Genomic DNA, 22,119 nt, shown 5'->3' on the forward strand with positions numbered 1-22,119 from the left:
GCTTTATTCTTTGGCAGACTTACTGAAAAGATCTTTGAAGGCGTTGTAGTCTATCGTAATGGCAAACCCGATACCGGTTTCGACGATATACCCTTCCAGAACGCTCTGAAGTTGGTTTTTCCGGTAGGCACGTACCATGTAGCGGCCATCCCGCGTGAGGCTGTAGTTCAGCGATACGTTGTCGAATACTTCGTTCGGGTTCTGCACACCGGTGGTGTTTTCGAGGACGAAGTTTTTCCCGACGCTGACCGACAGCCGCCCGTTCATGAAGCTCTTGGACAGACCGACATTCAGGTCGGTCCGGGCGCCGGCGCCGCCGGTATTGTTTACATAATCTGCCCCGGACGCGAGGTTCACGTTCAGGTCAACGCCCTTGATTACACTCGACGCCAGCCGGTTGAGCTGTTCCGAGAGAATCTTGCTCACGCTGTTCCGGGCGACGTTCTCTGCCATCGCGCCTCCTCCGGCGCCACTGGAGAAGAAATCAAACGAGTTTTCCTGGAAGAAATTCCCCAAAACCAGCAAGGCGAATACCTGACGGTTCACCAACGACTGGTCCTGGCGGAGATCCGACAGCTTTTTGTTGATTCTGTCGGACCAGGAGCTCGTTTCATTCGCCAATCCGGCATTGGCGGTGGTAGGCTGCCGGATATCAAAACTGAGGTTGGGGGCGGAGAGATTACCTTTCATCATCAGGGCGACGTCAAACGGCATCTTGTTCCGGAGCAGGTAGGTATCAGACGACGAGCCCGCCCCGGACGTACCCGTTTCACTGCCTATCAGGTCATACGGCCGGGCATTGACGCGGTAAATCGCCGTAACGTCCATATCGGCCTTCATCGGGTCGCCGGAGAAGGTTATGGAGCTTCCTTTCTGAATCTGGAACTGCTTCCGGAGTACGCCTTCGTAGTTGAGCAGATAGCCCCCCTCTGTGACGTCATAGCGCCCGTACAGCCCCAGGTTGCCGGCGGCATCCAGGTTCATGTTGAGGCGGGCATTGCCTTTCGCGCGGAGGTAGTCGCCGGTCAGCGGATCAACGATGATCGTCAGCTCCGATTTCTCGTTGACTTCCAGGTTCAGGGAGATATTGGAATTGGTCAGCTGATCAAACCGAATCCGGGTATTGAGGCTATCCTTCGCCGGGCGGCGCAGGTAGCTCATCAACGCCGTGGTATCATTCGGCTGAATGAAGGTAACTATACCGGCAGCGTCTCCGGCTTCCGGACCGGTATCCGGCAGGATCAGGGTTACGTTGCTGCCGTCGTCTACTTTCAGGTCGCCCGACACTGCCGGGCTGGTACCCCGCCCCCGCACGCGGAGGTTGGCCGTCAGCGTGGCGTTTCCATACACCAGATCATTGTCCTTCCTACTGGCGCTTAGTACGCTGAATTTCTTCGAAGAGATACTCAGGTTATAGGCCGCGTTGGGGAGGGTGGATATGTCGACGGTTCCGTCAGTCGTCAGCGTACGGCCGAGGCTATCCGTAATATCGAATTTATCGAAGCGAATCACCTGATTATCAAAGGTAACCTTCTCCTTGTGCAGGGCGTAGGTCGCATTGATGAAGGTCAGGTTGAAGGAAACGGAATCGAAGTTGACCTCTCCCTTCAGTTTGGGTTTATCCACCGCGCCATTCACTTTGATCTGCCCGGTCAGCTGCCCTTTCGCCCGGCGTAACTGCCCGAAGCTGAATGCTTCAATGGTCCGGGTATCGAGGCGCTTGAGGTCTACGTCGAGATCCAGCGCCTGGGCCGTCGATGTCGGGTTGTAGTAGCCGCCTACGTGAATATCGTTGACCGTACCATGCAGCGCGGTTTCTACCTTGATCCGGTTATCATCGGTATTGGCGAAAGAGGCCTCCAGGTTACCAAGGGCCTTCTGCATGACTTCCAGGCTGTCAACCCGGATGTCTCCCGTAAAACTCAGGCGCTTTTCGCCGAGGTAATCTTTCACGATCACGTCTCCGTTGAGTACCCCGGCCACGAGCAGGCTGTCCTGATTGGCCAGTTTCGCGAGATCGGTGAGGATGAGGTTTTTAGCCTCCACCCGCAGCGGCGCGTTGGGCCGCGGTTCGGTGCTGTTGACGGTAATCGACTGATCTTTCGTCGACAACGAAAACTTCTCCGCCTGAACGCCTTCTTTTCCATAACGGATAAAACCGGAGGTATCGGCCGACCAGAACCGGTAGTTCGTCAGCAAACCTTTCTGATCCAGGTTCATCTGGTAGGTTGTGCCCTGCACGAGTACCTGCCCGGCCAGTCCGTAGCGGTCTTTCCCGAGTGAATCCCGGTTCATGACCGCAAAACGCACCCGGTTGTCGGTGGCCGTAGCTGCCAATCCTGTTTTGAAGGCATGCAGGGACTGGGTTTTTACTTCGCCTATTTCCCCGTTGAGGGCCAGTTTCCCGTCTTTGGTCACGAGTTTCAGGTTCGCTCCGGCGACGAGCATGGTGTCGTACTCAATCGGTCCGGCTGTGACGGAGATATTCAGCGTCGAATCGGCCCGCTTACTGTCGAGTGTCGCCTCGATTTTCACCGGCTCCAGCCGGGTAAGGCCCGGTACAAACGCCAGCAGCAGCGGGTGCTGCCTAACGCGCATTTTCAGGGAAAAATCCGTCGGGGCCGTCGGAGCGGATACTTCCATCGGCAGCGTAACGTATTTGTTGATCTCCGAAAGCGAAGCAGCAGCGAGGTTCGAGAAGGTATAGTGTCCGCCCAGGTCTATCTCGGCAAACGGGGTTCTGGCGATCAGGTTCCGGGCGCTCCCGTCTACCCCCGCTTTGAGGTACAGGGAATCGACGGGGTATTGCTTTCCGTTGAGCTGTATTTTCAGATCTTCCGCAGCCAGACGGCCGATGAGGCTGTCAGGATTGGTCGACGCAAAATCCATCACCACATTTCCGTTCAGCTTCAGCGGATCGGCGTAGAATTTCAGCGCATGGAGATCAAGGGTTCCGATGTCGACTTTTCCTTTTACGGACGGATAGGTCGTTGCCATGTTGGCGTCGGCGTTGAGAGACAGCCGCGCGTTCGGGTCGTTGATGCCGCCGGTTACGTGCAGGGTACCGTTATCGAGATTTCCTGTAGCCTTGATGAGCTGGTACCGGTAGCCGTTGTAGGTGACTTCGGGAATATCGACGTCAAAGGTCGTCGCCATTGTTTTCGGATCGATGCCTTTACCATCGACTGTCGCCGTAGCCGTCACCGGACCGTATACCTTCGGCTGGCCGAGCCATTTGCCGAGGTCAAACTGCTCCAGTTTGGCGGTACCGGTATATTGCTGGTTTTTTCCGGTGACGAAATTGTTGAGCGTACCGTCAAACGCCGCGTTTCCCCAAACGGTATTCAGCGCCGCGTCAAGGCGGAGGGCGTTCAGCTTTCCTTTGGCCGTCCCGGTCAGTTGCATCTGCGGCGGGATACTCACGGAATCCGGCAGGGTGCCCTTCGGCAGGAGGCGGCGGATATCGGCGGATGTCGTAGCAGCCTGATCAATCGTCAGATCCAGCCCCATACGCGCGGGGTCCGTCGGATAGGATACCTGGCCTTTCGCCTTGATTTTCGTGCCCGACAGCATCGTAAATTCCGCCTGGGGCAGGCGCAGGGCGGCCAGGGTACCTTTGGCTTCCAGGTTCGCAGTCAGTACTTCTTTTTCGTTGCCTTTGAACGGAGGAGTATCCGCCAGGCCGGGCGCCAGCAGCAGTACATCGGCAAAGGATAGCTTGTTGCGGGTCAGGCGGGCATCCACCGTCACCCGGTGCGCTTCGCCCGCCCGCATGAGTTGCCCGAGCGAGTCATACCGGATAATCAGCCGGTCTTTCAGCTCCGTTCCGGGCGTCTGCAACAGAAAACGGGTCAGGGAAATACCTTTCGGCGTATAGGTTACATCGGCATCCAGGCGACGAAGGTTCAGGCCGCTTCTTTCGGTAAAACTTCCCCGTCGGAGGCTCCCGCTGATGCGGTCGGGCTGGTAAACCAGCTGCTCGCCCGCAAGGGTAAGTCCCCGTACGTCGAGGTGGGCATAATCCATGCCTTTGGCTTGCCGGGGGGCATTTTCGTCGTCATACCAGATGCGGTTGCCGGCCAGGCGAACACGGCCGAGGCTGGCTTTCCAGCCGCCTTCTGTAGCTGGAGACGGCTCGGCTGCTTTTTTCCCGGCAGCGGCAGGCGCTTTTTGCATCGACGCGGAAACATCTGCGTTGAGCAGTTCCAGCGAGCGGATATTGACCTGCTGGCCATTGAGGTATAGCTGGTCTCCGGCAACGGCCAGGTATCCCGCTTTTCCTTTCGTGGCAAAATGGGCGTCTTCAACCCGGACATCCCAGGCCGTCCGGGAGAGTTTCCAGTCGCCGATGCGGAGGTCCAGGCTGTCGGCAGGGTTCGACGGAGCAGCCGGCGCCGTTGACGGAATACCGGGATAGATTCTGGCTTTGACCGAGAGCCCGCCCGAGCGGACTTCGTTGACGTGGTACCGGGACTTGGCGATGTCTACTTCATCAAATTTGCCTTTGAGGGTATCGAGGAGGACGGTCACATCGGCTCCCGCGACATCGTCGTGGTAGCGTACCTGCACATCGTTCAGCGCAATACCGGAGAGGCTGAGCGCCAGGGGCGCCGAGGCAGTATCCGCCGGATCGGCCGGCTTTCCGGAAGAAAACGCGTCGATCAGGTATTGAAAATTAAAGGTCGTATCGGGAAGGGTCCGGCGGATATCGAGCCGGATCTTGTCCAGCTCGATCTGGTTGAGCGCTACCTTGCTTTGCAGCAGCCCGAGCATGTCGAGGTCTACCCGCAGCCGCTTTCCACTGAGGAGGGTATCTCCCTTCGGCGTTCCGAAATACACATCGTCCAGTTGAATCCAGTCGGGAATATGGTAGCTGATCCGACCGATGGAGAAGGGCGCATTCAGTTTGCCTTTCAGGTAATTATTCACCTGCCGGGTGACAAACTGCTGTCCCCAGGAGGTTGTTCCCAGAATAAGAAGAAAGGCTACCAGAACCAGCAGCAGCGCCCCGATCGCCGCCAGTGTATAGTTTATAGTCTTTTTTATGTTCATAGGCTACTGCCTTCACGCGTGCCGGCATCCTTGAAAAAGAAAACGCCAGGTCAGATGGATTCTTGTGGGAGTCGGTTTCGTCGCCAAATATCCATAAATCCACTCAAACTGTGTAAAAGGCTCTACGATCCCCTGAAAAGATACTACAGAAACCCGTTAATGATATGTTAATGTGCTTCGTACTCGCCCGTTCGTCGTTACCTTTGCGGGAATCGGCGGCATAAAACAGCGGGTATCTTCGTCCACGCTTCCGTCTCTTTATTAACGCATCCGGTAAGGAAGTTGTTTACCCGTATTTTCGATCCTGCATGAAGTTGTTTGCCCATACGTGCCGCATTCTCGTCGGAGCCGTGTTTATCTTCTCCGGACTGATCAAACTCAACGATCCCGTCGGTACCCAGATCAAACTGGAGGAATACTTCGAAGTCTTCGCCCATGACTTTGCCGGAATGGCCGGCTTCTGGGAAGCGCTGGTTCCCTATGCCCTCTTCTTTTCCATTCTGCTCTGCTCGCTGGAAGTACTCGCCGGCGTGGCACTGCTGCTGCAATGGAAATTGCGGCAAACAGCCTGGTTTCTGGTATTGCTGTGTACCTTTTTCGGCTTCCTGACCTTCTATTCGGCGTATTTCGACAAGGTGACCGACTGCGGCTGTTTCGGCGATATGATCAAGCTGAAACCGTGGACGTCGTTCTGGAAAGACGTCATCCTGCTGGTATTATTGCTCGTTGTCGTCTGGAAACGAAACATATTCAAAGACTATCGCTCCAATTCCGCAATGGCCGTCGCCGTCATTGCCTGCATCGGAATCGGGCTGTATGCGGTATGGTACCTGCCGCCGTATGACGGACTGCCTTACGCCGTGGGTCAGAACATCCCCGCAAACATGAAAAACAAGGAGCCGTTCCGGTTTACGTACATCATGACCAAAAACGGCCAGGAAAAAGAATTTGACGAGTACCCTACCGATACGACCTACCAGTTCAAACAGATGATCGGGCCGTTGAATCCCGACGCCGGTCCGCGCATCAGCGACTACCGTCTCTGGAACGGAGATACCGATTTTACCCAGGATTCCTTCAAGGGAAAACACCTGTTTCTGATTATTCAGGACCTGAAAAAAGCTGATCAGGCATCCCTGCCGGAACTGCTCGGCCTGCTCCGCAGCCTGGAAGGCTCGCCGGTACGCCCGGCGATCGTCACCTCCGCTACTGCCGGGGAGTTTGACGCCTTCCGCCGGGAGCATCAGCTTTCGCTTCCGTATTATTTTGCCGATTTCAAGGTGTTGAAGACCATCGTCCGGAGTAACCCCGGTCTCTGGCTGATCTCAGACGGCACGGTACGCGGCAAATGGAGCTTCGCCTCGGCGCCCGACAAGGAGACGATCCTCAACGCTTCTAACTAGACAACCTCTATCAGCCGCGCCTTTCCGGCCGGTCGATGTATATGAAGAATATTTTTTTGCTTGGAATGCCCTCTTCGGGAAAAAGTACCCTCGGGAAAAACCTCGCCCGGGAAATCGGCTATGAATTTGTCGACATGGACAAACGGATCGAACTCCGGGAAATGCTGACCATTGCCGAGATTTTCAGCCTTCGGGGCGAAGAATATTTCCGGAAAGCCGAAAGCGAGGTACTGCAGAGCCTTCCCGCCGATGCCGGACTGATTGTGTCCACAGGCGGAGGCGTTCCCTGTTTCCACAACAACATGGACGCTATCCGTGAGCGGGGTGTCAGCGTATTCCTGGATGTACCGCCGAAAATGCTGGCCGACCGGATGATGCATACCCGCAAAAACGACCGGCCGCTTTTTCCGACAGACGACGCCGCTACCCTGCTCGAAGAACTCGAACGCAAGCTCAACGTCCGCCGCGCCTTTTACGAACAGGCCGATGTGACCATCGAAGGCGAAACCGACGTACAAACGCTGCTGGAAGTACTCCGCCACCTCTCCGTCATCGCCTGAGTCAGTCGGGCAGTGCGTAGGCCAGGTACCGGTCTCCCGAACGGGTATTGAGTTTTCCGCCGCCGCAGGCCAGGAGGATGTACTGTTTTCCGCGATACCGGTAGGTTGAGGGGCTCGCATACCCTGCTGCCGGAAGCGCAACCTGCCAGCGGATCTTTCCGGTGCGGGCATCGAAGGCGCGGAACTGCTCGTCGCGCGTGGCGGCGATAAATACCAGCCCGCCGGCGGTAACCAGCGGTCCTCCGTAGTTGTCTGTCCCGGTCGGCGCAACGCCCTGACGCGTCAGTTCGGGGTATTCCCCCAGGGGAACCTGCCATTTTCGCGCGCCGGTGTTGAGGTCAATCGCCGTCAGTGTTCCCCAAGGCGGCGTGCTGACGGGATAGCCGTTGCGGTCATACCAGCGGTTGTACCCGGTATGCTGGTAGGGTAGTGACGCGGCCGACTTCCGGACCATCGCTTTTCCTCCTTTTTCCAGCAGAAAATCGATTACCGCTTTCCGTTCCTCCTCTTTCAGGTGGGTAAACGAAGGCATCATGCCCCTTCCCTTCTGTAATACTCCGGCAATCGCGGCACCGGACAGGCGCTGCCCGACGCCGAGTAGTGACGGATAGCTGCCATCGTGATTGCCCTTCCGGTCCGGACCGTGACAGGCACTGCAATGCTGGCGGTACAACTTTTCGCCGGTTACAGAGCCTATGGATACTTCTTTGGGAATCAGCGAAGTATAGACAGGTATCTCTTTCGACGGAACATACAGTACTCCCGCCGGATCTGTCCCGGCCCCGCCCCACTGCGCACCTCCGTCGGTACCCGGGAAGAAGACCGTCATAGTACCGGTCAGGGGTAAATAGGGCCGTCCCGTACGTGCTTTACCCAATACGCGAACGAGCGAATCGCGGTCGGCAACACGGCTGTAGACATCTTTTACCGTGAACGACTGCCGGGCAAACAGCAGTTCCGATACAGGCTGTGTCGGATACGGTACTTCGCCGGGCACGCCGTCAGTTGGTACCTGTACTTCCTTCACAGGAAAGACAGGCCCCCCGTTTTCCCGGTCGAAAACATATACTTCTCCCTGTTTCGTTACCTGCGCGACGACGTCCTGCCGGCGGCCGTTTCTGACAATTGTCAGCAAGTTGGGTGGCGCCGGAGGGTCCCGGTCCCAGATATCATGGTGGACAAACTGAAAATGCCAGCGCTTTTTCCCGGTTGTCGCGTCGAGCGCCAGCAGGCAGTTGGCGTACAGGTTACTTCCCTTTCTGTTTCCCCCGAAAAAATCATAGGCAGCCGAGCCGGTGGGGATATAGACGATACCCCGCTGCCGGTCGATGGCCATGCCTGCCCAGGCGTTGGCTCCGCCGAGGCGCTGCCGCGGGTTGGCGGGAGACCAGGTTTCATAACCGGGTTCTCCGGGAAGCGGTATGGTGCGGAAGGTCCAGACCAGCTTGCCGGAGCGGGCGTCGTAGGCGCGAATATCTCCCAGCAGTGCGGTTTCGCTTTCTGAAACGCGAGCGCCAACAATCACCAGGTCCCGGAAAACAGTAGCCGGGGTATTCAGGCGGACGTAGTCATCTGCGCCGGGCCGGTCGATACCGGTTTTGAGATCGATTTTTCCATTATCGGCGAAAGATGGAACAGGTTTGCCGGTACGGGCGTCCAAGGCATACAGCCAGCGGCCGGCGCCGAAGAAAAGGCGTTCTTCCGTTCCGTCAGACCAGTAGCTGACGCCCCGGCTGGTAGTACCGCCGACCTCGGGAAGTGCGGTTTTCCACTGTTCCCGTCCGGTTCCAGCGTCCAGCGCAAATACCTGGGTACCCGCCGAAACGCCATACACAACCCCTTTGATACACAAGGGATTACATTGGATCTGAGAACGATTTCCGGCGGTATCGGCGCCTCCCGAACGGTATTCCCAGGCCTGGCGAAGGTGAGTAACAGTGACGGTATCAATATCCGGGAGCGGGGAATAATGGCTGCGGGCGCCGTCGCCGTTGTACTCCGGCCAGTCGGCATCCGGAGCAATACCAACCGAGGCGAGCGCGACAAGCCCGAGAGGAAGAAGAAATTTCATGAGGAGAGGTTAAGCTGTTCTGACGACCGGAGCAAGTTAGCCGAAACTACTGACAATCAATAGAGACGCCGGACCAATCGGGGTACCGGACAGGGTTCTTCTGCTCCAGCTGCACGACTCGCTGCCGGTTCTTTCTCATTCATGCAACCGATTGCATTTTGCTTACTTTTTTCCCTATTTTTGGCGATAGCACTGCCGGATCAACGGATCATCAACGGGTCCGGACCGGTCAGGGCTTTTTCTTTTCCATGGAAAAAGAAGTAACGATTTACGATATAGCCCGGCTGCTGAAACTCTCGCCGGCTACTGTCAGCCGTGCGTTGAAAGATCACCCGGCGATCAGTGCCGGCACCAAGCGGCTTATTACGGCTGCCGCGGAAGAAATGGGATACCGGAGCAATACGTTTGCGAGTAACCTCCGCCGCCAGCGTTCCAATACCATTGGCGTTATTGTTCCCCGGCTCGACAGCGCCTTTATGTCCACCGTGCTGGCCGGCATGGAAAAAATAGTCAACGAGGGCAACTATAACCTGATTATCAGCCAGTCGCTTGAATCGGTCCGAAAGGAAAAAGCCAATGTCAAAACCATGTTCGACAGCCGGATCGACGGATTACTCGTCTCCCTGTCTTCTGACACGGACGACCTTTCGCACTTCCAGCCATTCTTTCAAAAAGAGATTCCCGTCATACTGTTCGACCGGGTGCTGCCCCATCCCAACTGCACAAGCATTGTCATCGACAACGTGCGGGCAGGGTACGACGCCGCGGTACACCTCGTCCGGCAGGGCCGCAAACGGATGATGCATGTATCAGGCAGCCAGAAGCGGAACGTCTACGAAGAGCGGCTAAGAGGTTTCCGGCAGGCGCTGGCTGAGCATGGCCTGGCGGATGACCTCGTCCTCGTCGGTAACCTTACCCGCCAGGACGGGCTCGACGCCGCCCGGTATATCCGGCAGCTCCCGCAACCGCCGGACGGGCTGTTTGTGGCGAGCGACTTTTGTGCGGCCAGCTGCATCGGCGCGCTCAAAGAGGCAGGGTTTGCCATCCCGAATGACATCGCGGTGGTGGGATTCAACGACGACCCTGTCGCTCAGGTCGTGGAGCCCAGGCTTACAACCATCCGCTACCCCGGGCAGGAAATGGGGGAAATCGCCGCGCAGAGCCTGATTAGTCACCTCAGCGGCCAGCCCCCTGTCACTGCTGCAAACACAATCGTACTAAACCATGAACTGATTGTACGCGGCTCTTCTACTCCCTGAATCATATTACTTCTTAACTTCCAAAACCATGTTCCTTTTCAGGTACTCCGCCGCCGCGCTTCTCGCATTTGCCAGTCTGGCGGCGCAGGCACAATCGCCTAAACCACTGATTACCCATCTGTATACCGCTGATCCGTCAGCACATGTATTCAACGGAAAGGTCTACCTCTATCCGTCTCATGATATTGAAGCGCATGTACCGCAGGACGACGAAGGCGGGCATTTCAACATGCGGGACTACCACGTCTTTTCGATGGACCGTATCGGTGGAAAAGTCACGGATCACGGCGTAGCGCTGGATCTGAAAGACGTCCCCTGGGCCAAACGACAGCTATGGGCGCCGGATGCTGCCTATAAAAACGGCACGTATTACCTGTATTTCCCTGCAAAGGACAAGGATGATGTATTCCGGATTGGCGTGGCGACGAGCAAGTCGCCGGCAGGGCCGTTCAAAGCCGATCCCAAACCTATTCCCGGCAGCTATAGTATTGATCCGGCGGTCTTTACGGATACGGACGGTGAAACCTATCTGTATTTCGGGGGAATCTGGGGCGGACAGCTCCAGCGCTGGCATACCGGAACGTACGACGCGAGCCTGAAGACCGACCTTCAGAAAGACAAGGAACCTGCCCTTTCAGCGAAAGTTGTCAAGCTCGGAAAAGACATGCGCTCCTTTGCCGAACCCGTACGCGATGTTCAGCTTCTCGACAAGGAAGGCAAACCCCTCCTCGGTGGCGATCATGACCGTCGTTTTTTCGAAGGCGCGTGGACGCATAAGTACAAAGGCAAGTACTATTTTTCTTATTCTACGGGTGATACTCACTTGCTTGCCTACGCTACCAGCGACTCGCCCTATGGCCCCTTTACGTACCAGGGAGTACTGATGAAACCTGTCTCAGGCTGGACTACGCACCATTCTATCGTAGAAATCGGTGGCAAGTGGTACATCTTCTACCACGACGTTGAACTATCCGGCCAGACGCACCTGCGTAATGTAAAAGTCCGCGAACTGCACCGGAATGCCGACGGCTCCATCCGGGAAATCATCCCCTGATATGCGCCGGTTACTTTTTCTTTCTACTCTACTGATTGTCAGTACTTTTCCGGTAGCTGCCCAGATCCGTCTGCCCCGGCTGGTGAGCAACGGTATGGTGCTGCAACGGGACCGGCCCCTGACAATCTGGGGCTGGGCGAGCGCCGGCGAACATGTTTCGGTCCGTTTCCGGGATGTACTGCGGGAAACGGATACCCGGTCTGACGGTACGTGGTCGGTCACTCTGCCGCCGCAGTCGGCAGGCGGCCCTTCGTCGCTGCACATAAAAGGCAGTAACAGCCTGGAAGTAACCGACATTCTGGTTGGTGATGTGTGGCTGTGTTCCGGACAATCAAACATGGCGCTGCCGATGGAACGTGTCAGGGAAAAATATCCGGAGGTCATTGCCTCCGCGAATCAGCCGATGATCCGGCATTTTTTTCTTCCGACCCGTTACGATTTCCGGAATCCGGCAAGCGATGTGCCTGGAGGACGCTGGGAAACTGCGACGCCGCAAACGGTACTGAATTTTTCTGCGGTAGCCTATTTTTTCGCGAAAGAATTAGTTGAACGGGAGCGTATTCCGATCGGGCTGGTCAACGCCAGTGTAGGCGGGTCTCCCGCCGAGGCGTGGATGAGTACAGAGGCGCTAAAGGCTTTCCCCGAAAAACTGGAGACATTGAAAGCCCTGCAGGACACTGCGCTGATCCGCCGCACACTTCGGCAGGAACAGCAGGACATGCGCGACTGGTTCGGCCGTCTGCATAGCGCCGACAAAGGATGGCAAGCTTCTCCGAACTGGACGGACCCGCGCGCCGACGTTTCGGGCTGGCCAACGCTCACCATCCCCGGCTACTGGGAAGACGCCGGAGCGCCGAAGGGTAACGGAGCCGTATGGTTCCGGAAGGACATCGAACTTCCGGCCGGGTTGGAAGGCAAGGCGCTGAAGTTGTTTCTCGGACGGATTATCGACAGCGACTCGGTTTTTGTCAACGGGACCTTCATCGGGTCTGTCGGCTATCAATACCCGCCGCGGCGCTATACCATTCCGGCCGGGTTGGTCAAGGCGGGGAAGAATACAATCGTGGTGCGGGTAGTAAGCAGCAACGGCAAAGGTGGCTTCGTACCCGACAAGCGGTATGTACTCGAAACCGGCGACTCTCCCATCGACTTGACAGGCGCGTGGAACTATCAGATCGGCGCGACGGTTTCGCCTGCTCCTCCGACGACTTTCTTTCAATACAAGCCCAATGGCCTGTTCAACGCCATGATTGCGCCGTTGCTTCCCCTCGCGCTCAAAGGAGTCATCTGGTACCAGGGAGAGGCCAATACCGCACAGCCGGCCGAGTATGAGCGGCTGTTGCCGGCCCTCATTGCCGATTGGCGCGCGCACTGGCGACAGGCGGATTTGCCTTTCATTTTCGTCCAGCTCGCCAACTTCATGGAAGCGAAAGCGCTGCCTTCTGAAAGCAATTGGGCTGTTTTGCGGGAAGCACAGCGACGCACGTTGTCGGTCCCGCATACGGCCATGGCCGTTGCGATCGACGCCGGCGAATGGAACGATATTCACCCGCTGGATAAGGAAACGGTCGGAAAACGATTGGCGCTGGGAGCAATGCGGGTAGCATATGGCAAGCGCGATCTGACGTCGTCCGGACCCGCTTATCGTTTCTCCGAATCAAAGGGAAAGGCACTGGTTTTGCATTTTGATCTGACGGGAAGCGGTCTCGTTGCACGGGGCGGCGCTCTTTCCGGTTTTGTTATTGCCGGGGAGGATGGAAAATTTGTATCGGCAAGCGCCCGGATCAAAGGCAAAACAGTTGTGGTCCACAGCCCGGAAGTGTCGAAACCGACAATTGTCCGGTACGCATGGGCAGACAACCCTGATCATGCGAATTTGTATAACAAGGAAGGACTTCCGGCATCCCCCTTTACGACTGATACCCGGCCACTTCAGCCTTAGATCGCTAGTTTATAAACAGAAAAGGAGGCAGTGTCCACTGCCTCCTTTCCTGTTTATAGCTTTTTATCAGAAATACACGCCAACTGTCAGTACACCGGTAGTAGTTGTGTTTTTGATTTTTGCGGAAGCATAGTCCTGCGTCGTCGACAAAATATAGGGCGTATAGGCCGTTGTCTGAACGCCATACAAGACAGCGGCATCGGCGTAAAACTTGTCGGTCTTGTACCCGATACCGCCGGAATAAATCCAACGGGCACGATCCAGCGAATTGAATTGCGACGTCTGCTTATACGGATCCTGGTAGTAGCTGATACCTGCGCGGAAGCTAACCTGATCAGCCCGGACTTCGCCGCCAAGTTTGAAATTGGCTACGTTCCGGTACGTATTCCGGACGATGCCGGTGTAGTAGCCGTCGGAAAGGCCTCCGTCTGCGTTCGGATCATCGCTCGAAAACTTCATGTTCGAATAGTTGATCAATTCGGCATCAAGAGAGATAAAGCCGACTTTCCCGAAAAACAGGCCAAGTCCTCCGGCGAGTTTCATCGGTGTTCGGAGGCGGTATTGCGAGTCAAACGGCAGCACTGAAAGCTGCGGAACGCTGGTAATGTAGTTGGTACCGTTCTGGGTGGTGACATTAAAGCCGGCAGACCGGAGTGTTCCGGGAAGGCTATTATCCCATTCCGGGTTGGTGTCCTCGCTGACTTCAAACGGGCGCGCGAGACGGGTTTGCAGCCCCTGACCTGCCGATTCGTTGATAGTGTACCAGGTGGGTGTCGTAATCGAAACACCGACTCGCACGATATCGCTCGGGCGGTAGATTAAACCTGCGGAGATATTGAATCCCTTTCCGCTGGTCGTCAGGTCGTTGTTATAGGTAAATCCGCTGATGGCATTCGGGTTTTCGAAGTTTTCAGTCATCACCTTGGATGTCGTATAGCTCATTCGTGCCAGAGCAAATCCCAATCCGACATACAGCTTGTTCATGTAATTCGCCCCGTAAGCAAAATTCCACTGGCTGGTGTACCCGCTGCTGTTGAAAGCAAAAGACTGATTGGTGGTTTTATGCGGTTCGGTACCGGAATACGGAGGGCCACTTGGAGAACCCGGATCGATCAGCAATCCATAATAATACATAGAAGTCGGATAGTCAAACACATTGCCATTAGCCTGCAGGTCTTTTTTGAAGTCGAATGCTGTCACCCCTGCCGAAGACCCCTTCGCTTCGTCGTTAGCATATTGTGCGAAATAATCCGCCATCGAACTGTATTGGTTGCGGTCTCCGAAGCGGATGGAGCTTTTCAGGATATTCTGACGGGAGTAACTGGCGCCAAACGAACCTCCTACCCACCGGCTGCTTCGAACCGGATTCCGCTTGTCGCCGGCAAGGATAATCCCCACGTTCCCAAGGGTAAACTGGTTGGTGGAAGCGTCCTGTGTCCGGCTGATATACTGCGAGGAATTGTTGATCTGGCTGAACATCGGAGAAATGCTCAACTCCGATCGGGTATAAAAACCGAGGCCGGCGGGATTGCCCGACAGCGTCGTTACGTCAGCGCCCAGCGCCGTATGTGTTCCGCCCATGGCCTGCATGCGGGCAGAGCCCTGCGGGTTGGTTTGGGAGAACAGGCGGGCGAGCGACTCATAGTTATTGTCCTGGGCCCAGGCGGCACCTGACAGCAGGAATAGAGCGACAAAACCGGATATACGTTTCATGGTCAGAAATTGAGACTCGATCAAAGTAAAGGCTACAAACCCGATTCCGCAAAAAGGAATGCCAGGGTTTCCGGCTATGAAATAACGAAAAACCCCGTCAACTAGGCGCGCTGACGGGGTTTTTACTCGCGTTAAAGTTTGTTAAGCCTACCGCGGACCACGGGAACGGGCACCGCCGCCACCGCCGCCTCCACCACCGCCACCGCTGGACGGTGCCGAGTAGCTTCTCGACGGGCTGTTGTTGTTCCAGGAATTATTGCTGGGTTGTGACCAGCTGTTATTCCGGCTTCCGTTGTCGTTATTCCAGCTACGGCTGTAGGTATTGTTGTCCCGGTTAACCGTTCCGCCGCTGCGGTACGTATTTCCGTTGTTGCCTGAGAACGAAGAGTAATCGCCTCCATCCCGGCGCGGGCGGGAATAATAACTGTTGCTGGCTGACGGATCGTTGTATGCGCTGGTCCGTCCACCCCGGTTCGGCGATACCGCCGCACCCGGATTACTGCGGGTTACGAAGTCATTGTTGTAGGCAGACTGCGACCGGCCGTAGTTCGTTGACCGCGGACGGCTATAGCTGCCGCCGGTGTTGGAATTACCCGGTTTCACCACGACGTTCCCGCCTCCGTAGTAATAGGGATCACGGTAATATCCTCCGTAGTACCCGCCACCGTAATAGCTCGGGTAGTATCCCCAGGAGTTGTAATAGTACGGGTTGTATCCCCAGCTGCTGTACCAGGGGTCATAAAAGCCCCCGCCATACCAGCTGCTCAGGCCCCAGGGGCGGTAAAAACCGCTGCCGAAGCCCAGGCCAATGGACCATCCCGGTGAGAAACCATACATCGGATAGTACCAGTTATTCCAGCTGTTCCAGGAATTCCAGCCGTAGGGATTCCAGTTACCGTATCCGTTGTTGTACGCATACTGCGACGTGTTGTCGTAGGCGTTGTCGTATACTGAACTGCTGTATTGCTTAACGGTACCGCTGTACTTCTCCGCTTCTGTCTTGTTGTAGTAATCGTTCCCTGCGGAGTTTGCCTCTCTCGCCTGCTCTCCTACCACGTTGTTCTGCTTATTGCTGTAGGCAACAGCCCGCACATCCGACGAGGCGGAGTAGAGGTCATCATACACATAGGAACGCTGGGCAGTCTGTTTCGGACTGCATCCCCAAATACCTGCCAGTACGGCTACAGCCAGGTACTTCGAAACATTCCTGATTTCCATGACATTATGGGTTTTGAAGTTGACTTTCCGTCCTTCAATCGGGCCGATTTCAGCCCGACTGTTACAAACTTAAGGCTAAAATGTATCTTTGCAATCCTCTTTAAAAGACTTTAACTTTTATTAACGGCAATTTTAACACCTGGCTCCGTCGACCAGTTTTCGGTTGCAGTTAGGAATTGATAATCAATCAACTAACGCTATTCTGGTAACGGACATTCCTGCAGAAAAATTCCATGAGCAAAGGCATTACTTCCCGCGCGGACGACTACTCCGAATGGTATCTTGACCTCGTAAAACGGGCCGATCTGGCCGAAAATTCCGCCGTCCGGGGGTGCATGGTCATCAAACCATACGGCTACTCCATCTGGGAAAAGATGCAGCGGGCGCTCGACGACAAGTTCAAGGAGACCGGGCACGTCAACGCGTACTTTCCCCTCTTCATTCCCAAGTCATACCTCTCGAAAGAAGCCAGCCACGTGGAAGGCTTCGCCAAAGAGTGTGCCGTCGTGACCCACTACCGGCTCAAAAACGCGCCGGACGGTTCCGGCGTGATCGTCGACCCGGACGCCAAACTGGAAGAAGAACTCATCGTCCGTCCGACGTCCGAAACGGTTATCTGGAGTACGTATAAAAACTGGGTCCAGTCGTACCGCGACCTGCCCCTGCTCATCAACCAGTGGGCCAACGTGGTTCGCTGGGAAATGCGCACACGTCTGTTTCTCCGCACCGCTGAATTCCTCTGGCAGGAAGGGCATACCGCCCACGCCACCTCGGAAGAAGCCGTCGCCGAAGCCGAGCAGATGCTCGACGTATACGCCAAATTCGCGGAAGAATGGCTGGCGCTGCCCGTTATCCGCGGTGTCAAAACCCCGAACGAGCGCTTTGCCGGCGCCGTCGAAACCTATTGCATCGAGGCCATGATGCAGGACGGAAAAGCCCTTCAGGCCGGTACTTCCCACTTCCTCGGGCAAAATTTTGCCAAGGCATTTGAAGTACAGTTCCTGGGTCGTGACAACAAACTCGACTATGTCTGGGGAACGAGCTGGGGCGTTTCGACCCGCCTCATGGGCGCGCTCATCATGGCGCACTCCGATGATCAGGGTTTGATTCTGCCTCCGAAGCTCGCGCCGATTCAGGTGGTTATCGTTCCCATTTTCCGGAACGAAGAGCAACTGAACGTGATCTTCGACGCCATCGATCCGATCATCAAAGAACTGAAAGCCAGCGGCATCAGCGTCAAGTTCGACGACTCCCAGCAGGAGAAACCCGGCTGGAAGTTTGCCGAGTACGAACTCCGCGGGGTACCTGTCCGGATGGCGGTTGGTGCGCGTGACCTGGAAAACGGCACGGTTGAACTCGCCCGCCGCGATACGAAGGAAAAGCAGGTTGTTCCGATGGACGGAATCGCGGGAACGATCAAAGCGCTTCTCGATGATATTCAGGCATCTATCTATAACCGCGCGCTGAAATTCCGGGAAGAAAACACGTTTACGGTTGACACCTGGGAAGAATTCCAGGAAAAAATCGAAAACGGCGGCTTCCTCCTCGCCCACTGGGACGAAACCAGCGAAACCGAAGAGCAAATCAAGGAACTGACGAAGGCTACCATCCGCTGTATCCCGCTGAATGCCCCTGAAGAAGACGGCGTCTGCGTGTTCTCCGGCAAGCCTTCAAAACGCCGCGTGATTTTTGCCCGGGCGTACTAAGAGCCAACTATTCTTATTTAGCAAGGTTCTGATAGTCCATTTCCACTGGTTTTGAGGTACTTTCTATATTTGAGGCGACTTCACGGTCGCCTCTTTTATTTCTCTCAAACCTGTTTTTCCATGAAACAACTTTTCCTCCTCCTGGCAGGTATCGCCGCTTTTCCCTGCCGGGCCGACGTAAAACCCAATAGCCTTTTCAGTGATCACATGGTACTACAGCGGGGCATCGACGTCCCGGTATGGGGTACTGCGAGAGACGGAGAAACGGTCCGCGTGGAGCTCGCCGGCCAAACGGCTCAGACGACCGCCGCAAACGGCAAGTGGATGGTCCGCCTCAAGCCCCTTACCGCCGGAGGTCCATACACACTGACGATCTCGGGCGATAATACCGTCAAAATCGAAGACGTACTCGTCGGAGAGGTATGGATCTGCTCCGGGCAGTCGAACATGGAGCGGCAGCTTGGCCCGCGCCGTGGCCAAAAACCCATTATCGGCTGGGAAAAAGAACGGGACGCTGCCAACTATCCGCAAATCCGGGAATACTATGTTCCTCTTAAATATGCTCCGGCTCCGGGAACAGACATTGGCAGCAGGTGGACGGTTTGCTCCCCTGCCACGGTAAGCGACTTTTCCGCTGTCGGGTATTTCTTTGCCAAACACCTGCATACCGATCTCAAAGTACCTGTTGGCCTGCTGTTTACCGCTTTTGGCGGTACGCCCGCTGAAAACTGGACGAGCCGTGCAGCCCTGGAGAAAAATCCGGAGCTCCAATCCCTGGTTACGGCGTATGATGCGGCAGTGAAAGAGTATCCGGGAAAACTGGACGCCTTCCGGAAAGAGGAAGCATCACTCATCAGGCAATTTCTGGCCGATTCGGTACAGGCTGCGCGCTACAACCAGGCGTTACCCCGCCGACCGGCCGCCCCCCGCGACCCGCATTCCGGCAACTACATCGCCGGTCTGTACAACGCGATGGTCGTGCCGCTGCAACCCTACGGCATCAAAGGCGCGATCTGGTACCAGGGCGAGTCGAACAACGGACGCGCCAAACAGTATCAGACGCTTTTCCCGACTATGATTGCCAACTGGCGCGCCGACTGGAAGCAGGGCGATTTCCCCTTCTATTTTGTACAAATTGCCCCGCACAAGGATATGCAGCCGCAGATTCGGGAGGCGCAGTTGATTGCGTGGAAAAACACCCCTAATACCGCCATGGTCGTGACCACCGATTGCGGCGATTACGCAGACATCCACCCGGCCGACAAACAACCTGTCGGTCAGCGGCTTAGCCTTGCTGCACGGGCGCTGGCCTACGGCGAGCCGATCGAATATTCGGGTCCGGTCTTTGAATCTGTGGCATATCAGGGCAACAAGGCCGTTCTCTCGTTCAAACATACCGGCGGCGGACTGGTAGCCAAAGACGGTCCGCTCCGCGGGTTTGCTATCGCCGGGGCTGATAACAGGTTCTACCCGGCGATGGCTCAGATTCAGGGCAATACGATTGTTGTCAGCAATCCGCTGGTTGACCAACCGGCAGCGGTGCGGTTTGGTTGGGAAAATGTTCCGGACGTGAATCTCTTCAACAAAGAGGGTTTACCAGCTACGCCTTTCCGCACGGATAAAGAGTAGCCAAAGGGCTTTTTTTTCTCTTTGAGGTACCAACTGTTGAACCTCTATGCTGAAAAAAGCACTCTTTCTTCTCCTGGCCGGGGGGGCTACCGCCTCCGGCCAGCATACTCCCCTCACCCTCTGGTACAAGCAACCGGCTGAAGTCTGGACAGAAGCGCTGCCCGTCGGCAATGGCCGCCTGGGCGCCATGGTTTTCGGACGGGTTTCGGAAGAGCTGATCCAGCTCAACGAAGGTACCTTCTGGTCCGGCGGACCGATGCGGCAGAGTGCCAACCCCGACGCCTGGAAGCAACTACCCGCCGTCCGCGAAGCCCTCGCCGCTGAAGACTATACCAAAGCCACGGCATTACTGAAGAAAATGCAGGGCCGGTATACCCAGTCGTACCTGCCGCTGGGCGATCTGATTATCAAGCAAAATGTCGGCACCGGTGCCCCGACAGCATACTCCCGTGAGCTTGACCTCGACCGGGCTGTCGCCGCTACCCGTTTTACAGTAGACGGACAGCGGTACACGCGTGAAATCTTCGCCTCGCAACCCGACAATATCATTGCTATTCGCCTGACGGGTACACAAAACCTGTCTTTCTCGGTTTCGGGGCGGAGTAAGATACGTTTCGAGCGCGTAGCGGAAGGAAACAACGAGCTGATTATCAAAGGAAAAGCCCCTTCCAACGTACATCCCAATTACTACAATCCGAAAGGCCAGAACCCGGTTACCTATGACGGCGACTGCGCCGGCATGCGGTATCAATTCCGAATCCGGGTAATCAGTAAGGGAGCAAAAATCACAGCCGATACGTCCGGAATCCATGTCAGCGGAGCGAAAGAGGCCCTGCTGCTGGTCTCCGCCGCAACAAGCTTCAACGGTTTCGACAAATGCCCCGATACCGAAGGCCGGGACGAAAACAAATTCGCCTCGGAGGCTATCCGGAAAGCCGCAGCCCTGCCGTATGCGACGTTACAAAAAAAGCATATCACTGATTATCAGTCCTTTTTTCACCGGTTTTCGTTTCGGTTGAAGGATACGCTCGCCAACCGGCCCGACCTTCCCGCCAACGAACGCCTCCAGGCCTATTCAGGCGGCGCGTATGATCCGGGGCTGGAAACACTGTATTTTCAGTATGGCCGCTACCTGCTGATCGCCTGCTCGCGCCCGGGAAATCCGGCGGCTAACCTCCAGGGGCTCTGGAATAAGGAACTACGCGCGCCGTGGAGTTCCAACTACACCATCAACATCAATACCCAGATGAACTACTGGCCGGCAGAGCCTACCAACCTGTCGGACCTGCATGCGCCATTGTTCGACCTGATCAAAAACCTGTCAGTCGTCGGAAAAAGCGTCGCAAAAGAATACTACAATCTGAACGGCTGGGTAGCGCACCACAATACGGATATCTGGGCGCTGGCGAACCCAGTCGGGGATGTCGGGCACGGCGATCCCAAATGGGCGAACTGGAACGAAGGCGCCGCCTGGCTCTGTCAGCACCTGTATGAGCATTACCGGTTTACGAAAGACAGGGCCTTTCTCCGGGACGTCGCCTATCCGCTCATGAAAGAAGCGGCCGTCTTCAGCATGGGATACCTGATGGAGGATAAAAACGGGTACCTGGTGACGTCGCCGTCGACTTCCCCTGAAAACGCTTTCCTGGATAAAAACGGGAAACCGGCGTTTGTAACGGTTGGCTCGACAATGGACATGTCCATCATTCACGACCTGTTTACCAACCTCATCGAAGCGGCGGACGCGCTCGGCACCGACGCGACATTCAAAAATCAACTCGTCGAAAAGAAAAACAAACTGCTACCCCTCCACATCGGCCGGAAAGGCAACCTGCAGGAATGGTATGGCGACTGGGAAGACGAAGATCCGCATCACCGTCACGTCTCTCACCTCTTTGCCCTGCATCCCGGCCGGCGCATTTCTCCGGTGGAATCGCCTGAATTTGCAGCCGCAGCCCGGAAAACCCTGGAACTCCGGGGCGACGAAGGTACCGGCTGGAGCAAAGCCTGGAAAATCAACTTCTGGGCCCGGCTGCTGGACGGCAACCATGCCTACTCCCTCATCCGCCAACTGCTCCACTATACCCGAGAAAACGGGACCGATTACCAACGCGGCGGCGGTACCTATCCGAACTTCTTCGATGCGCACCCTCCCTTCCAGATCGACGGCAACTTCGGCGGAACAGCCGGTATGACGGAAATGCTGGTGCAGAGCCACCTCAGCGACATACACCTGCTGGCAGCCTTGCCTGATGCCTGGGCCAACGGGGAAGTATCCGGCCTCCGCGCGCGGGGAGGTTTTGATATTGCGATGAAATGGAATGGAAAGAAACTGACAACGGCGACGGTCGTTTCCAGAGCCGGAGATACCTGCCGGATCCGGACGGCTTCACCCCTGCGGCTCGAAGGAGCAGCGGTCCGCTCCGTTCAGGACGCGCACGGTTACCTCCTCGTCTTTCCGACGGCAGCCGGCAAAACCTACCGCCTGCTGCCGGAGTAAGAAACAGCCCGG

At 56.2% G+C, this 22,119-nt stretch carries 12 protein-coding genes; 8 read left to right on the forward strand and 4 right to left on the reverse strand.

Features of this window, described 5'->3' with window-relative positions:
- Positions 1-3 precede the first annotated feature (3 nt).
- On the reverse strand, positions 4-5,052 hold the full coding sequence (locus tag BLR09_RS11960) for a translocation/assembly module TamB domain-containing protein (protein ID WP_093202167.1): 5,049 nt from the start codon (positions 5,050-5,052) through the stop codon (positions 4-6).
- A gap of 308 nt (positions 5,053-5,360) precedes the next feature.
- On the opposite strand from BLR09_RS11960, the gene BLR09_RS11965 reads away from it, so the two are divergent.
- Both BLR09_RS11965 and BLR09_RS11970 read left to right on the forward strand, forming a co-directional pair.
- The gene (locus tag BLR09_RS11965) at positions 5,361-6,455 is read left to right on the forward strand and encodes a BT_3928 family protein (protein WP_093202168.1); all 1,095 of its coding nucleotides are present in this window, start codon (positions 5,361-5,363) and stop codon (positions 6,453-6,455) included.
- Between the two features lie 41 nt (positions 6,456-6,496).
- On the forward strand, positions 6,497-7,015 hold the full coding sequence (locus BLR09_RS11970; RefSeq protein WP_093202885.1) for a shikimate kinase: 519 nt from the start codon (positions 6,497-6,499) through the stop codon (positions 7,013-7,015).
- Between the two features lies 1 nt (position 7,016).
- Here the strand turns inward: BLR09_RS11970 and BLR09_RS11975 are convergent, their stop codons facing one another.
- Positions 7,017-9,086: an outer membrane protein assembly factor BamB family protein gene (locus tag BLR09_RS11975; protein ID WP_093202170.1), complete on the reverse strand. Its 2,070-nt coding sequence runs from the start codon at positions 9,084-9,086 to the stop codon at positions 7,017-7,019.
- Positions 9,087-9,334: 248 nt separating this feature from the next.
- Here BLR09_RS11975 and BLR09_RS11980 point away from each other — a divergent pair, with 248 nt between their 5' ends.
- Genes BLR09_RS11980 through BLR09_RS11990 form a run of 3 tightly spaced genes read left to right on the forward strand, consistent with a single transcriptional unit; the run spans position 9,335 to position 13,341 of the window.
- A complete protein-coding gene (locus tag BLR09_RS11980; protein WP_093202172.1) occupies positions 9,335-10,345 on the forward strand; it encodes a LacI family DNA-binding transcriptional regulator in 1,011 nt (336 codons plus the stop codon).
- A gap of 28 nt (positions 10,346-10,373) precedes the next feature.
- The gene (locus BLR09_RS11985) at positions 10,374-11,399 is read left to right on the forward strand and encodes a glycoside hydrolase family 43 protein (protein WP_093202175.1); all 1,026 of its coding nucleotides are present in this window, start codon (positions 10,374-10,376) and stop codon (positions 11,397-11,399) included.
- Position 11,400: 1 nt separating this feature from the next.
- The gene (locus BLR09_RS11990) at positions 11,401-13,341 is read left to right on the forward strand and encodes a sialate O-acetylesterase (RefSeq protein ID WP_093202178.1); all 1,941 of its coding nucleotides are present in this window, start codon (positions 11,401-11,403) and stop codon (positions 13,339-13,341) included.
- Between the two features lie 66 nt (positions 13,342-13,407).
- Here the strand turns inward: BLR09_RS11990 and BLR09_RS11995 are convergent, their stop codons facing one another.
- Complete coding sequence (locus BLR09_RS11995) at positions 13,408-15,054, reverse strand: OmpP1/FadL family transporter (RefSeq protein WP_143011081.1); 1,647 nt, start codon at positions 15,052-15,054, stop codon at positions 13,408-13,410.
- 147 nt (positions 15,055-15,201) lie between these two features.
- A complete protein-coding gene (locus BLR09_RS12000; RefSeq protein ID WP_093202184.1) occupies positions 15,202-16,272 on the reverse strand; it encodes a hypothetical protein in 1,071 nt (356 codons plus the stop codon).
- A 233-nt stretch (positions 16,273-16,505) separates the two neighbouring features.
- Here BLR09_RS12000 and proS point away from each other — a divergent pair, with 233 nt between their 5' ends.
- The 3 genes from proS (at position 16,506) to BLR09_RS12015 (ending at position 22,107) form a co-directional block, all read left to right on the forward strand.
- Positions 16,506-17,978, forward strand: a complete 1,473-nt coding sequence (gene proS / locus BLR09_RS12005; protein ID WP_093202187.1) for a proline--tRNA ligase — start codon at positions 16,506-16,508, stop codon at positions 17,976-17,978.
- Between the two features lie 120 nt (positions 17,979-18,098).
- Positions 18,099-19,607, forward strand: coding sequence for a sialate O-acetylesterase (locus BLR09_RS12010; protein ID WP_093202190.1), 1,509 nt, complete (start codon positions 18,099-18,101; stop codon positions 19,605-19,607).
- 46 nt (positions 19,608-19,653) lie between these two features.
- On the forward strand, positions 19,654-22,107 hold the full coding sequence (locus BLR09_RS12015; RefSeq protein WP_093202193.1) for a glycoside hydrolase family 95 protein: 2,454 nt from the start codon (positions 19,654-19,656) through the stop codon (positions 22,105-22,107).
- Positions 22,108-22,119: the final 12 nt, after the last annotated feature.

This window comes from Siphonobacter aquaeclarae (assembly GCF_900103285.1).
GTDB classification, from domain to species: domain Bacteria; phylum Bacteroidota; class Bacteroidia; order Cytophagales; family Spirosomataceae; genus Siphonobacter; species Siphonobacter aquaeclarae.